This is a genomic window from Mycobacterium sp. ITM-2016-00318 (genome assembly GCF_002968285.2).
In the GTDB taxonomy this organism is placed as follows: Bacteria; Actinomycetota; Actinomycetes; order Mycobacteriales; family Mycobacteriaceae; genus Mycobacterium.
In genome coordinates this window covers 939264-953880 of the sequence record NZ_CP134400.1, presented here as the reverse complement: position 1 = coordinate 953880, position 14617 = coordinate 939264, and the positions used below count along the sequence as shown (strand labels likewise).

General features: G+C 66.2%; 12 protein-coding genes and 1 pseudogene. 9 read left to right on the top strand and 4 right to left on the bottom strand.

What is annotated here, in order from left to right; genetic code table 11:
* Window positions 1-62: 62 nt before the first annotated feature.
* Window positions 63-446, bottom strand: coding sequence for a VOC family protein (locus C6A82_RS04610; RefSeq protein WP_105343137.1), 384 nt, complete (start codon window positions 444-446; stop codon window positions 63-65).
* Between the two features lie 82 nt (window positions 447-528).
* Here C6A82_RS04610 and C6A82_RS04605 point away from each other — a divergent pair, with 82 nt between their 5' ends.
* Genes C6A82_RS04605 through C6A82_RS04590 form a run of 4 tightly spaced genes read left to right on the top strand, consistent with a single transcriptional unit; the run spans window position 529 to window position 6512 of the window.
* The gene (locus C6A82_RS04605) at window positions 529-1245 is read left to right on the top strand and encodes an adenylate/guanylate cyclase domain-containing protein (RefSeq protein ID WP_158261605.1); all 717 of its coding nucleotides are present in this window, start codon (window positions 529-531) and stop codon (window positions 1243-1245) included.
* Window positions 1233-3671: an AAA family ATPase gene (locus C6A82_RS04600; RefSeq protein WP_311101842.1), complete on the top strand. Its 2439-nt coding sequence runs from the start codon at window positions 1233-1235 to the stop codon at window positions 3669-3671. Before C6A82_RS04605 ends, C6A82_RS04600 begins: the two co-directional genes overlap by 13 nt.
* 53 nt (window positions 3672-3724) lie before the next feature.
* Window positions 3725-4540, top strand: a complete 816-nt coding sequence (locus C6A82_RS04595) for a DUF3060 domain-containing protein (protein ID WP_105341392.1) — start codon at window positions 3725-3727, stop codon at window positions 4538-4540.
* A 7-nt stretch (window positions 4541-4547) separates the two neighbouring features.
* Window positions 4548-6512: a serine/threonine-protein kinase gene (locus C6A82_RS04590; RefSeq protein ID WP_311101685.1), complete on the top strand. Its 1965-nt coding sequence runs from the start codon at window positions 4548-4550 to the stop codon at window positions 6510-6512.
* Between the two features lie 22 nt (window positions 6513-6534).
* Here the strand turns inward: C6A82_RS04590 and C6A82_RS04585 are convergent, their stop codons facing one another.
* Window positions 6535-6747 (bottom strand): hypothetical protein, encoded by a 213-nt coding sequence (locus C6A82_RS04585; protein WP_105341467.1) that lies wholly within the window; start codon window positions 6745-6747, stop codon window positions 6535-6537.
* A gap of 167 nt (window positions 6748-6914) precedes the next feature.
* On the opposite strand from C6A82_RS04585, the gene C6A82_RS04580 reads away from it, so the two are divergent.
* Window positions 6915-8123: an FAD-dependent oxidoreductase gene (locus C6A82_RS04580; protein ID WP_105341465.1), complete on the top strand. Its 1209-nt coding sequence runs from the start codon at window positions 6915-6917 to the stop codon at window positions 8121-8123.
* Here the strand turns inward: C6A82_RS04580 and C6A82_RS04575 are convergent.
* Window positions 8120-9719: pseudogene (locus tag C6A82_RS04575) on the bottom strand (purine-cytosine permease family protein). The gene C6A82_RS04580 and the pseudogene C6A82_RS04575 overlap by 4 nt on opposite strands.
* 192 nt (window positions 9720-9911) lie before the next feature.
* Here C6A82_RS04575 and C6A82_RS04570 point away from each other — a divergent pair.
* From C6A82_RS04570 to C6A82_RS04555, 4 genes are all read left to right on the top strand, one after another.
* A complete protein-coding gene (locus C6A82_RS04570; protein WP_158261669.1) occupies window positions 9912-10625 on the top strand; it encodes a phosphatase PAP2 family protein in 714 nt (237 codons plus the stop codon).
* A gap of 68 nt (window positions 10626-10693) precedes the next feature.
* The gene (locus C6A82_RS04565) at window positions 10694-11407 is read left to right on the top strand and encodes a phosphatase PAP2 family protein (protein ID WP_142406046.1); all 714 of its coding nucleotides are present in this window, start codon (window positions 10694-10696) and stop codon (window positions 11405-11407) included.
* Entirely contained in the window at window positions 11407-12300 is an 894-nt protein-coding gene (locus C6A82_RS04560) for a diacylglycerol kinase family protein (RefSeq protein WP_105348541.1), read from the top strand. Before C6A82_RS04565 ends, C6A82_RS04560 begins: the two co-directional genes overlap by 1 nt.
* A 17-nt stretch (window positions 12301-12317) precedes the next feature.
* On the top strand, window positions 12318-13304 hold the full coding sequence (locus C6A82_RS04555; RefSeq protein ID WP_105348540.1) for a YihY/virulence factor BrkB family protein: 987 nt from the start codon (window positions 12318-12320) through the stop codon (window positions 13302-13304).
* Between the two features lie 7 nt (window positions 13305-13311).
* On the opposite strand, the gene C6A82_RS04550 is transcribed toward C6A82_RS04555, so the two are convergent.
* Window positions 13312-14598 carry an Ig-like domain-containing protein gene (locus C6A82_RS04550; RefSeq protein WP_105348538.1) on the bottom strand — a complete coding sequence of 429 codons (1287 nt, stop codon included), beginning with the start codon at window positions 14596-14598 and terminating at the stop codon, window positions 13312-13314.
* Window positions 14599-14617: the final 19 nt, after the last annotated feature.

The following is a 14617-nucleotide window of genomic DNA, read 5'->3' as shown; positions in this document are numbered from 1 at the left end:
TCTTCTGGTTACCACCGCGGCGGCTTTGCTACTCCCCCGGTCGGGCTTTGGTTACAAACGCCTCAGCCTGCGTCGTCGGCGACGCCCCACACCAGGCAGAACGTGTGGCCGGCGGGATCGCGGAACACCCGGAAGGTGTCGTCCTCGCGGGCGTCGGTCACCCGCGTAGCGCCAAGCGAGACGACTTTGCGTTCCGCGTCGTCGACGCCGTCGTCGTCGACCTGGATGTCCAGGTGGAATTGCTGAGATCCACGAGGGTCGGGGAACGCAGGCGGCTCGTGCTCCGGTGACAGCTGGAACGCCAACCGCCGCCCCGACGGGGCGGTCAGTGTCAACCAGGTGTCGCCGTCCTTCTCAACGTGACCGCCGAGTACCGCTTGGTAGAAACCAGCCAGCTGCTGCGGCTCCTTGCAGTCGATGACGGTCGAACGAAGCTTTCCGATCATGCGGTCCGAATTGCCGTAATGCGGTCCCCACAAACGGCCACGCGGTTGAATGACAGGAGGCGGTTTGTCGGGAGGTGGGATGATGGCGGCGTGCTCTACGTGCGGCACCGAGCCGCTCACGGATGCCCGCTTCTGCCACGGATGCGGCTCTCCGGTCGGCCGTGCGGAGGCCGCGGCGGAGTTCAAACAGGTGACGGTGCTGTTCGCCGACGTGGTGCACTCGATGGACATCGCCGCCGCCGTCGGCGCCGAGCGGTTGCGCGAGATCATGGCGCAACTCGTCGAGCACGCGACGGCGGTGGTACAGCGATACGCGGGCACCGTCGACAAGTTCACCGGTGACGGCATCATGGCCGTCTTCGGAGCTCCGGTGGCCTTGGAGGACCACGCACTTCGCGCCTGCCTCGCCGCACTCGACCTCCAGGTCGAGGCCAAGCAGCTCGCGATCGACGTCGACCACCACGACGGTGTCCGGCTGCTGTTGCGGGTCGGCTTGAACTCGGGCGAGGTGATCGCCGGGGAGATCGGTTCGGGTGCAGGCGCTTACACTGCGATCGGTGAGCAGGTCGGGATGGCGCAGCGAATGGAGTCGGCGGCGCCGCCCGGCGGGGTGATACTCAGCGACTCCACCGCCCGGCTGGTCGACGGCGTCGTAGTGCTCGGTGACGCGGAGTCGGTTGGCATCAAGGGCGCCGACCACCCGGTTCCCGCGCGACGCTTGTTGGGCGTCGCCGAGCATCGAATCGACGCACGGCGCGACACGACTTTGTTGGTAGGCAATGGGAGCTGGCGGCACTGACAGGAGTACTGGATCGGTCGATCGCCGGCTCGGGCGCGATCGTCGGACTGGTCGCGCCCGCCGGTGTCGGCAAGAGCAGGCTCGTCGCCGAGGTCGCGACCGTCGCGGCGAACCGCGGTGTCTCGGTGTATTGGTCGTACTGCGAGTCACACGCCAGCGAGATACCCTTTCACGCCGTATCGCGGCTTCTGCGAGGCATCTTCGGTGTCGACGAAGTCGCAGACGAAATGGCGCGTATGCAACTACGGGAGCGGGTACCCGACGCCGACTCCGAAGATCTTCTCCTTCTTCAGGATCTGCTCGGTATCCGCGATTCCGCTGTGCCATCCCCGGACATCGCGCCCGATGCGCGAAGGCGCCGACTCACCGCGCTGGTCAACGGCGCGTCGCTGGCTCGCTCGACACCAGCCGTCTACGTCATCGAGGACGTGCACTGGATAGACCAGGTCAGCGAGTCGTTGCTGGTGGACTTTCTGGCCGTGATTCCGCGCACCTCCTCAGTGGTGCTGATGACGTACCGGCCGGAGTACCGCGGACCGCTCAGCACAACGCCCGGATCGCAGACGGTCGCGCTTGCGCCGCTGAATGACTCGGAGACCGGCGCGCTGGTCATCGAGATGCTGGGACCGGACGCGTCGCTCGCATCGCTGACGACTCAGATCACCGACCGGGCAGCGGGGAATCCGTTCTTCGCGCAGGAGATCGTCAGGGACCTCGCCGATCGCGGAGTGCTGCGGGGCGACCGCGGGGCGTACCGGTCCGAAGGCGCAGGCGCTGCCGCGACAGTGCCCGCCACCTTGCAGGCCGCCATCGCCGCGCGTATCGACCGGCTCGATACGGTCGCCAAGAGAACGCTGAACGCCGCATCCGTCATCGGTTCGCAGTTCGACGCTGAACTGCCCGCGACCCTGGTCGGCGAAACCGCGCTGCCGCAACTGATCGCCGCTGAGCTCATCGACCAGATCAAGTTCACGCCCAAGGCGGAGTTTGTGTTTCGACATCCGCTGATTCGCACGGTGGCTTATGAATCGCAGCTGAAAGCCGACCGCGCGGCGCTGCACCAGAAGCTCGCCACCGAGATCGAACGACGCGATCCAGATTCCGCCGACGCCAACGCCGCGCTGATCGCCGAGCATCTGGAAGCGGCAGGCGATCTCGAGGCGGCGTACGGCTGGCACATGCGCACTGGGACATGGGCGGTCAACCGCGACATCGTCGCCGCACACACGAGCCTACGGAAGGCCCGCGATGTTGCTGATCGCATGCCGGACTCTGTGCCGTACCGGCTTTCGATGAATATCGCGCCGCGGACACTACTGTGCGCAAGCGCATTTCGCGTCGGCGGTAGCGGTGCGGAGATCGGATACGACGAGCTTCGCGAGCTGTGTGCCGCAGCTGGCGACAAGCGCTCACTGGCTATCGCCATGACCGGGCTTGTAGCGCAGCACTATATGTCTCACAGCGCGGAGATAGACGAGGTTGCAACCGAACACATCCGGCTGGTCGAGTCGATCGACGACCCGACTCTCACTGTGTCGCTGCTCACCGCCGATCTGGCCGCGAAATTGCAGACAGGCGAGATAGATGAGGTGCTGCGGCTCGCGGAGCGCGTCATAGAACTGGCCGATGGTGACCCCACCAAGGGCAACTTGATCATCGGATCACCCCTGGCGCTCGCACTTGTCTTTCGTGGCAGCGCGCGGTGGGCCCTCGGCGTGCAAGGCGCGAAGGACGACCTCGACGAGGCCGTTCGATTGGCGCGAGAAGTCGACGCGACGACACTGGCCATGGTCGTCTTCTTCGTCTACGCCACGACCATTCCCTGGGTCCTGCCTGCAGATGACATCGCCAGGGAACTGACCGCGGAAGCGCTCACGCGCGCTGCGCGGTCCGGCGACAACTTGGCCCTCGTCCTGGCCCAATGCACGCGGGCGGTAGTGCTGGCCCACCAAGACGCGCCGGATTTCGAAGCCGCGGTGGCGTTGTTCGACCAAGTTCGGGAGGACATCCTGAGTGACCGGTTCAGTCACGCCGTTTTGAGCTTCCTCGATTGCGAGCTGGCACGAGTCAAGATGCGGGTCGGCGATCTCGACGCGGCCGTCGACTTCGCGCGGGCAGCAATCGACGCTCTGTATCCCACGGGCGAGAGCCTGTGGGGATTGATCTCAGGCGTTTTGGTCGAGGCGCTCCTGCTCCGAGGAGCGCCCGGCGATGTTGACGCCGCGCAAGATGCGCTTGACCGGTCGCAGGCCGTCCCGAATTCTGACTTCGCGGGCGTGGAAGTCCAGCATCTGCGGTCGCGGGCCTTGATTGCGAAAGCCAGGGGCGACGAGAACGAGTATCGAGATGCCGTGGTCCGCTACCGAACGACCGCGACATCGCTCGGCCTTCCTGGCCACATCGCAGCGGCCGGGGCAATGACCTGAGGGTCCACGCCGACTGGGCGTGCCGACGCCCCGACTGTGGGACCATCTGCGGTGTGAATCCCGAGGACGACCCCGAAGCCAGGATCAGGGCCCTTGAGCAACCCCTTTCGGATCAGGCGCGGTCCAGCGAACTCGGCGGCGGGCAAGCCGGTGGCGACACCGCGTATCTGCCGCCACCGACGTCGGCCTACACCCCGCCGGACTACAGCACCCCCGCGTACGAGACCCAGCAGTACGGCGCCCAACCATTCGCCACGCAGCCCTATGGCAGGCAGCAGTACGGCGCACAGCCGTACGGGACTTCGCAATGGGGTGCCCAGCCCTACGGCGCGCCGCCGCAAAGGGTTTCCGGCGGCATCCCCTGGTTGGTGTTCGGTCTGATCGCAGTCGTCTTCATCGCCGTCGCCGCGGGCGTCATCATCTTCATGACGAGAACGACAAGCGTTACCACACCGGGTGATTCGAGTGTGTCGAGCGGCGGCGGGTCCGTCGACATCGACATCCCCTCGGCTCCGCCGATGCCCCCGATCGAGATCCCCGGCATGCCCGACATTCCTGCTCCGCCCGGCGCGCCGAACGCCGACCCGAACGTGATCACCGGCGCGCCGGGGCAAACGGTCACCATCTCGGGCATCGACGAGAACAAGACGGTCGCCTGTAATGACGCCGCCGTGACGATCAGCGGCATCCGCAACACGGTGACGATCACCGGTCACTGCGCGGAGGTGTCGGTATCCGGTATCGAGAACAAGATCACCGTCGATGCCGCGGACAAGATCGGCGCCTCCGGTTTCGACAACGTCGTCAGCTACATCTCGGGGACCCCGCAGATCGACGCCGTCGGCTCCAATACGGTGCAGCAGGGCTGATTCGACGGTGGAAGGCACACCGGAACAGGGCACGCCGTTCGGTCGGTACCGGCTGATCGAACTGTTGGGCCGTGGCGGCATGGGTGAGGTGTGGAAGGCGCACGACAGCGCGATCGACCGCGTCGTCGCGCTCAAGATGCTGCTCCCCCACTACGCCAAGGACCCCGACTTCGAGCAGCGGTTCCGCCGTGAGGCGCGCGCCGCCGCACGACTGGACGATCCGCACGTTGTGCCGATCTTCGACGTCGGCGAGATCGACGACCGTCTGTATGTGACCATGCGCCTGATCAACGGCGTCGACCTGCAGACGTTGATCGACGACGGACCGCTTGAGCCGAGGCGCGCGGTGGCGATCGTCGACCAGATCGCATCGGCGCTGCACAACGCGCACCAGGTCGGGCTGGTGCACCGCGACGTCAAGCCGTCGAACATCCTGGTCGACAAGAACGACTATGCGTATCTGATCGATTTCGGCATCGCGCGCGCCGCGACCGACACCCGGCTGACGTCGGCCAGCTCGGCGATCGGCACGTGGGCCTACATGGCGCCCGAACGGTTCAATTCCGATGAGGTGCATCCGAGTTCGGACGTCTACGCGCTGGCGTGCGTGCTCTACCAGTGTCTGACCGGCCAGCAGCCGTTCCCTGGCACCACGCTGGAGCAGGTCGCCGTCGGGCACATGGTGACGCCGCCGCCGCGGCCGTCCGAACGCGCTGCGATGCCGCGGGAACTCGATCGGGTGATCGCCACCGGCCTGGCCAAGCAGCCCGCCGAGCGCTACCCGACGACGGTCGACATGGCCCAAGCGGCAAAGGAAGCCGTCACCGGATCGGCGTCGTCGAGCGCATGGTCGGCACCGGCCACCTCTGCGGGCGGAAGCCCTTCCGCGCTGAGCTGGCCGGAGCAGCCGTTCACCCAGGTCGGTTACACGCCTGCACCGTACCCGGCGTCGGCGCCCACACAGTTCAGCGGACCGCATCAGGTGCAGCAGCCTGCACCGTCGCCGCCCGCGCCGAAGAAGGCCCGCAACCACGGCCTGCTCGTCGGCGCGCTGGTGTTCATCGCGACACTGGTGATCGTCGGCGGCGTCATCGGGGTCGTCGAGCTGACCGGTGACGACGACAAGGGCTCCACCAAGCCGTCGACGGCAGCCGCCAACACCACAGACTTCAACGGCACCTACCGCGCCGACTACGGGCCGGGAACCGACCTGGACGGCAAGCCGGTGCCGAATGCGCCTGCCACAACGAGCAATTGGGAGGTCCGTTCGGAGTGCGGCCCGAGCGGGTGCGTCGCGACCGCGGCGAGCGCCAGCGGGAACTCCCTGCTGTCGAACATGACCTACGACCAGATCGGCGGCAAATGGATCGCCGTCGGCCTGGCGTCATCGGACTGCGGCGGCGAGGCGCCGTCCGAGATCTGGGTCGTCTTCACCTTGGAGCCGCAGCCCGACGGCACCCTGGCCGGCGACAGCATCCGAGCCTCCACCGACAGCCTGTGCGCGGCCAAGCGAACGCTGAAATTCACGCGGACCGGCGACGCCGATCCCAACAAGGTTCCCGATCCGGCGGTGTTGCCGCCGCGCGCGATCTCGCCGGCCGACGACTTGCACGGAAGCTACCGGCAGACAACCAGTTTCACGAACGGTGACACCCTGCCCGGCCAGGTGCTCAGCGCAGACACCTACTGTCTGCGCACTGGCGACAAGTGCATGAGCCTGTTCCACGCAGGCGGTTCGGCGGTCACCCTGGTGTACGCGGACGAGAAGTGGAGCCGAAACGAACAGGGCAATGCGACGTGCCCGGACGGCGGCACCGCGAAGGTGACGATCACCGCCGAGTATCCGATGCCTGGGACGCTCGACGATCCGATCTCGGTGCTGATGGGGCGCGGCACTCAGACGATCGCGCCGGGAAGCGCATGCACGGGTGGCGGCGATTTCGAGGACAGGTTCGAACGCACCGGCGACTGAATTGCCGGCCTGCGCGGCCGCCTCAGCAGAGGCAGCGAGAGAAGAACGCGCCGGTGAAGATGGCGACGATGAGGGCTTCGGTCGTCAACCCCAGCATCGCCAAGACCACCACCGCTGCGATGCCCGCGATGCCGAGGAATGCGATCAGCACACCCCACCACATATGGGCGTGGCCGTGCGATGCGGCACGCGACTGGCTGACCTGCGACACCATGGCGCCGTTGTGCGTTTGCATGTGAGCCCCTTCGCTGTGACGACAGACACAATATAGCGTCATACGTGAGCTGACTCACAGCGTGGAGCTAATTTGTGATCTTGAATTCATAGTCGCGACGTGCGGCATCGCTGCACAGACACCCCCGAGACTGGCATGATGCACCCCTTTCGAGACAAGGTGACAAGGTGAGCGAGAAGACGACGTGTGCCGTTGTGGGCGGCGGCCCCGCCGGGTTGTTCCTCGGGCTGATGCTGGCCCGTGCCGGCGTCGAGGTCACGGTGTTGGAGAAGCATGCCGACTTCCTCCGCGATTTCCGCGGCGACACGGTGCACCCGGTGACGATGCGGCTGCTCGACGAGCTCGGCCTGTTCGCGCGGTTCGACGAACTCCCGCAGAGTCGCGTCGAGCGGGGCCAATTCTCCGTCGACGGCCGCACATACACGCTCGTCGACTTTCGTCGGCTGAGACAGCCCCACCCTTATGTCGCCATGGTGCCGCAATGGGATCTTCTCGATCTGATCGCCGAGACGGCCAGCGCGGAGCCCACTTTCACGCTGCGGATGAACACCGAAGCGACCGGGCTGATGCGGAATGGCGACGCCGTCGCAGGTCTGCGTTACACCGGCCCGGACGGACCGGGCGAGTTACGCGCGAACCTCGTTGTGGGCTGCGACGGCCGCACGTCGGTGGTGCGTCGTGACGCTGGGCTACCGATCCGCACATACCCGGTGCCGTTCGACGTGATGTGGTTCCGGCTGCCGCGGGAGCAGGACGGTCAGTACTCACTGATCCCGCGCACCGAACCCGGGCGCGCGCTGATCATGATTCCCCGCGAAGGCTACTTCCAGGTCGCCTACCTCATTCCCAAGGGCAGTCATGCGCAGCTGCGGGCACGGGGACTCCATGCGTTCCACAACGAGCTCGCCGAGTTGATTCCGGAGACGTCGCCCGCGGCGATCACGTCATGGGACGACGTGAAGGTCCTCGACGTGCGACTGGACCGCTTGAGTCGCTGGCACGACGACGGGGTGCTGTGCATCGGGGATGCCGCCCATGCGATGTCGCCGGTCGGCGGTGTGGGGATCAACCTGGCGATCGCAGACGCGGTGGCCGCCGCGCAGCACTTGGCGGAGCCGCTTCGGACCGGCCGGCTCACCGACAAGGATCTTGCCGCTGTCCGTCGACGCCGCATCGTGCCGACCATCGCGACCCAGACGTTGCAGCGAGTGCTGCACCGTCAGGTACTCGCTCCGGTGCTCAAGGGCGGTCAGGCGACTCCTCCGGCGGCGCTGCTGAGGGTGATCGAGCGGGCGCCGCAGCTGACGGCGATCCCGGCCTACCTCGTCGGCGTCGGGCTATTTCCGCAGCACGCTCCCGGCTTCGCTCGTCGCTAGGTCTGTGCGGGCAGCACGTGATCGGCGACCTTGTCGGTGCTCAGACACAGCGAGCAGACGAACGCGTCGTGCGTGTCGCACTTCATCATGTCGGGCCGTTCGAAATCGTGATGGCAGACATGACATTTGAGGTGTTCGCCGGACGGGTTGCCGAGTTCGTCGTACATCGGCAGGTCGATGCCGTCGTCGGTGCGACGCAGGTAGTACTTACCTTTCGTAGCGATGGCGAAGATCGGCGGCAGCACCAATCCGAGCACGATCGCGACCAGCGGCGAGTACGGCCGGATGCCTTCGCCCAGGCCGCCGAAGAACGCGACGATCGACACGCCGGCGGCGATCAGCATCGAGCCGAAGCCGACGGGGTTGAACGCGTAGAGCATGCCGCGGCGGAACTCCGGCGCCTGCGGCGAGATCTTCAGCAGGTATTTGTTGAAGACGATGTCGGAGGCCACCACGACGACCCACGCCATGCCACAGTTGGCGTAGAACCCGAGGATCGTGTTGAGGAAGTCGAACATGTTGGCTTCCATCAGGATCAGCGCGATCAGCAGGTTGAATCCGAGGAACACCAGCCGGCCGGGATAGGTCTTGGTGACGCGGGTGAACGAGTTCGTCCACGCCAGTGATCCCGAGTAGGCGTTGGTGACGTTGATTTTGATCTGGCTGATGACGACGAGCACGACGGCGAGCGTCATGGCCAGCCAGCCGGGCAGGAAGTTCTCGTAGATCTCGAGGAACTGGTGCACCGGCTGGTTGGCGATGCCAGCGCTGTCGGCGACGTTCGCGATCAGATAGACCGCCAGGAACAGTCCGACGACCTGCTTGATGGCGCCGAAGAACACCCAGCCCGGCCCGGCGAGGATCATCCAGGTCCACCAACTGCGCTTGTTCTCAGGCGTTTTCGGCGGCATGAAGCGCAGGTAGTCGATCTGCTCGGCGATCTGAGCGATCAGCGACAGGCAGACTCCCGCGGCGAGCAGCGTGTATCCGAGGTTGAACCCGCCTGCGCCCTGCTCGCCCTGGTAGGCGAAAAACTGGCTGACCGACTCCGGATGGCTGACGACGAGGTAGACCAACGGTGCGACCATCAGGACAAGCCACAGCGGTGTCGTCCAGACCTGCAGGGTGGACAGCACTTTCATGCCGTAGATCACCAACGGGAAGATGATCAACGTCGACACGGCGTAGCCGACCCACAACGGTATGCCGAGGCCGTTCGAGGCCCTGGGCCATGATGGAGCCTTCGAGCGCGAAGAAGATGAACGTGAACGTCGCCATGATGACGTTCGTGACGACCGAGCCGTAGTACCCGAACCCGCTTCCGCGGGTGATCAGATCGAGGTCCATGTTGTAGCGCGCGGCGTAGTAGGCCAGCGGAAAGCCGGTGACGAAGACGACGACGGCGAATATCGCTATCCCCCACAGCGCGTTGGTGGTGCCGTAGGAGATGCCGATGTTCGCGCCGATCGCGAAGTCGGCCAGGTAGGCGATACCGCCGAGCGCGGAGATGCCGACGACGCCCGTCGACCACTTCCGGTAACTGCGCGGTGCGAACCGCAGCGTGTAGTCCTCGAGCGTTTCCTTGGTCGCCGTCATGGTGTCGAGGTCGGCGACGACGACCTCGTTCACCGGCTCTTTGCTGACATCCTGAGTCATTCGGCAAAGCTAAATTTGCTTTGTTTCCAATCCGTTGCGGCCGTGTACCGGCTGTGGAATGGCATACCGAAGGGCTGTTGCGGGAATACCAGACACATGTCCCAAGGGCTGCTGCGGCCTGTCCACCGTCACATGTCCGCCGCCGACGAGCGTTTCGGCGCGCGGCTCGGCGCGGGTCTGATCGGGACGCTGTTCGCTGCAGCGGGATTCGCGCTGCTGCTCCTGCTGGTGCGTGCCGGGTGGCCGCCGCTGCGCAGCCTCGACACGGGCACCGCACAGGCCTTCCGCCGGATCGACGACGCCCATCCCGAACTCGTGCGCACCGCAGAGATCATCAGCCGTGTGTTCGACCCGAACGTGTTTCGGGTGGCGCTGGCAGTCGTTGCGCTGGTGTACCTGGTGCGCGGTGAACGACGGCATGCGACATGGCTTCTCGTCACCGTGTTCGGTGGCGCGGGGCTCGGGTTCGTTCTCAAACTGATCGTCGGGCGGGCGCGGCCCGTCCTTCCCGATCCGGTCTCGGCGGCGCCGGGATTGTCCTTCCCCTCGGGCCATGCGCTCGGCGCGTCCATCGGCTGCTGCCTTCTCGTCCTGCTCGGGCTGCGATTCCTGTCCCGGCGGGGCCGTATCGCCGCGGTCGCCGCTGCGGCTCTTGTCGTGGCCGTCGTCGCACTGGCGCGGGTGGTGCTCGGCGTTCACTTCCTCAGCGATGTGGTAGCGGGCGTCATGCTCGGCGTCTGCTGGGTGGCCGTGACGACGTCGGCGTACGTGGCGTGGCGACGCGAGACCGGGCAGCCGGTCGAGCATTCCGATGAGGTGGGCGTCGCCGAGCATCCGGTGCGCTGATCTGCGCCTTATCGACCGCCCTTTTTGACCGCTGAGTAGACAAACGGCCAACGGGGTACTTCTTGGTCATGCGCTCGGAAGGTGTCGGGGGCCTGATACGAGACATCCGGTGGCTGGTGGTGCCGGCTGTCGGGCTCGTCGTACTGATGGTTGCGGTGGGCTACCTCGTCACCCGCGTGTTGCCCTCCACCACGGTGGGCAAGTGGGATGCAGGCGTTCCGGCACGGCTGGTGGAATACCGGCAACTGGACGAAGTCTCGGAAAGCCAGATCATCACCACGTTGTCGGCGACGCCGACGATCGTTGTGCTCACTGTGCTCGCAGCCGGGGTGTTCCGGTTGTTGTTCGGGCGATGTCGCGAGTCGCTGGTCGTGATCTACGCGGTGGTCGGGGAGACAGCGACATTCCTGGCGACGACCTTGTTCATCGACCGACCGCGACCGGCTGTGCCGCACCTGGACGAGGCGCCGCCGACGTCATCGTTCCCTTCGGGACACACCGCCGCCGCGATCTGCTTCTACGGATCGGTCGCGGCGATCGTCATCTGGCACAGCCGACGACGGTGGCTCACAGTCGTCGCCGTGATCGCCTGCGCGGCAGTGCCGTTGACCATCGCGGCGAGCCGCGTGTACCGCGGCATGCACTATCCGACCGACGTGTTGGCGGGCATGCTACTCGGCGCGATCTGGTTGAGCGTCGTCATCGTCTACGTGCGCAGCCATGACGCCGGTGACCGTCGGCACGCGGTCGTCGACGCCGACAAGAGACTGGTGAGTGGCTGATGCGCGCGGCGATGATCGTCAACCCGGCCAAATCGGACGTCGCGGAGATACGTACTCGAATCGACGAGACGTTCAGCGCTGCGGGATGGTCGGAGTCCTTGTGGCTGGAGACGACTCCCGAGGATCCGGGCCGCGCGATGGCAGAGGCGGCCGTCGCCGCTGGCGTCCAGCTCGTCGGGATCTGCGGCGGCGACGGCACCGTCATGGCGTGTTTGAGTGCACTCGCCGACAGCACCCTTCCGGTCGCGATCATTCCCGTCGGTAGCGGCAACCTGCTCGCCCGCAATCTCGGCATCCCACTGGAGGTCGACGACGCGTTGGCCTCGGCGCTGCACGGGGAAGATCGCCGGATCGATCTGGGCCGTCTCGGCGACGGCCAACCGTTCGCGGTGATGGCCGGGATGGGTTTCGACGCCGCGATGATGGCGGACACCACAGAACGCATGAAGCGCTTCGCGGGCTGGCCCGCCTACGTGGCCAGCGGGCTTCGGCACCTGCGGGATCCGGCGATGCGGGTGGAGTTGTCCATCGACGGTGGGCCGCCGCTGCGGCGGTACGCGCGAACGGTGTTGGTCGCAAACGTCGGCGAGCTCGAGGGCGGTCTCGAGCTGCTGCCCGACGCGGCGGCCGACGACGGCATGCTCGACGTGGTCGTCGTCGCGCCACGAACGCTTCGTGACTGGATTCGGGTGGCATACCGGATCGCTCGCCACCGCAAACATGACCGGCACCTGGAACGCTTTGAGGGACGGACGATCTCGATCCAGGCTGACCGGGACGTGCCACGTCAAGCCGACGGAGAGGTCATCGCCAAAGGGCGCCGCATCGACGCCCGCGTCGAACCGGGCGCTCTCGTCCTGCGTGTGCCGCAGTCGACGTCGGCGGCCGCATAACCGGGTAAGGAGAATCGATGGGCAGCGCTACTCGAGTGCCGGAGACCATCAGCATCTCGGGCGACGAACTCTCCGCCGACGACGCGGTGACCGCGCTGCGGAAGTACGGGCGCTGGAACCTGGTCAAGAACTCGTTCATCCGCTTTCGATATGCAGACGGCTTCTCCCACGCGCGGGCGCTTGCACTACAGCTGTGCCTGTCATTCATTCCGTTGACCATCGCGCTGGTCGGCCTGGCGAGCGCGGTGCACCAGGACAAGCTCGGGCAGGTGATCATCCAGACGGTCGCAGGAGTGCTGCCCGGCAGGGATCAGAGCGACATGGTGGAGCAGGCCGCGGAGCGGACCAGGGATCAGGGTGTGACGGGCGGGCAGTTCGCGTTGTGGCTTGGACTGCTCGCCGCAGTCGTCGCGCTGACCACGGCGATGGGTCAGATCGAGCGCGGCGCCAACCGCATCTACGGCATCGAACGTGACAGGCCGGCACTGCGCAAGTACAGCCGGGCGCTGGTGATGGCGATGACAGCGGGACTGCTGATGCAGCTCGGCTTCGTCGTCATCATCGCCGGCGACGCGCTCGGCGAGGCGCTCGCGGCGGCCTACGGCTGGGGCGACACGGTCAGCACGCTGTGGACGATCGGCAGTTGGCCGCTCGGGGTCATCCTGGCGTGGGCCTCGTTCACCGTGGTTCTCGAGCGCGCGCCGCGCCGCAGGCAGCCGGGGCACTCGTGGTTGGCGTTCGGGGCAGGGGTGTCGTTGGCGTTGTGGCTCCTGCTGACGGGGCTGCTCGCGCTCTACGTGGTCAGCAGTGGCTCGTTCGGTGAGACCTACGGACCGCTGACCGGCATCTTCGCCTTGCTGTTATGGGCCAACTTGTCCTCGGTCGCAATCTTTCTCGGTGTCGCGTTCGGGGCGCAGTTGGAGGCGGTCCGGGCTGGCTCACCCGAGCCGGCCCACGGCGATCCGCTGGCTGCGGAACCGAAGGACTTCGCCACGGCGGCGTGATCGGCCGTCAGGCGTTGAGGGCGCTGCCCTTGCGCCACTCGTCCCACGGCACGGACCAGTCGCCGCCCTGGTCGAGGGTGAGCGGCGGACCGCCGGTGTTACGCACCTCGACGATGTCGCCGGGCTGTGCGAAATCGAAGAACCATCGGGCGTTTTCGCCGCTGAGATTCAGGCAGCCGTGGGAAACGTTGGTGTTGCCCTGTGCCCATATGGTTTCGTTCAGCTGGTGCAGATAGATGCCGTCCATGCTGATGCGGGTGGCGTAGTTGACGGTCGTCCGGTAGCCGGCTCCGCCGGTCAAGCCGTAGGTCGTTGAGTCCATGACGACCGGGTTGGCCTTGTCCATCACGGCGTAGGTGCCCGGCGGCGTCCAGAAGTGCAATTCCCTGCCGCCGACAACCTGCGTGCCGCCCTTGCCCATCGAGGTCGGCATGGTGCGGACAAGCTTGCCGTTGTCGAACACGCTGACCTGTTTGGTCTTGTCGTCGGCGACTGCGACGTGTGCGTTGCCGATCTTGAAGGAGACGCGCTTGCTCTCTTCGCCGTACATGCCGTCGCCGAGGTTTGCGCCGTAGATATCGGCGGTGACGTCTACGGAAACGTTTGCCGGCCAGTACTTCTCGGGTCGCCAGTGAGCCTCGTAGTCGCTGATCCAGTTCCAGGAGCCGTTGACGGGCACGCTGGACGTGACGTGCAGGCGCTTCTCGGCGGCGACCTTGTCGGTGATGGGATCGTCGAAGTAGGCCTCGATGATGGTGCCGACGCCGTAGGTGTTGCCGTCGACGAGCGAGAAACCGGCGAGGGTGTTGAGGTTGACGTTGGTCAGGCTCTCGGGCGACAGGGTGGTGAAGCTCGATGTCTGACGCGTCGGCATGCCGCCGGGACCGCGGGCGGCGATGGTCATGGTGTAGGTGCGGCCGTACTTCAACTGTTCGGTGGGATGCCAGCCGGTCCTCCCGGGAGTCAGCGCGCCGGGAACGGTCTCGCCCCAGTCGTTGACCATCTCGACGTTGTCGATCTTTCCGCTGAACGCGGCAACGGACACCGGCGCGGCGGGATCGACATCGGCGGCCTGCGACCTGGGGAAGACGCCGATCGCGGCGGGCTGCGGAGGTTTGGGTTCAGGCGCGGCGACGGTCTGCGCCGCGCTGGCGACTTGGCATTGCGTCGAACAACGAGGGGTGGTGTCGGCGACGTCTCCGGCAAGCAACACCACCGCCGCGGCGGCAGCTGCTGCGGCGGTAGCGCGGACGCGACGAGACCAAGGCAAAAGCACTCCAATGTGGGTCGGCATGGGCCGGGTATGCAGCCGA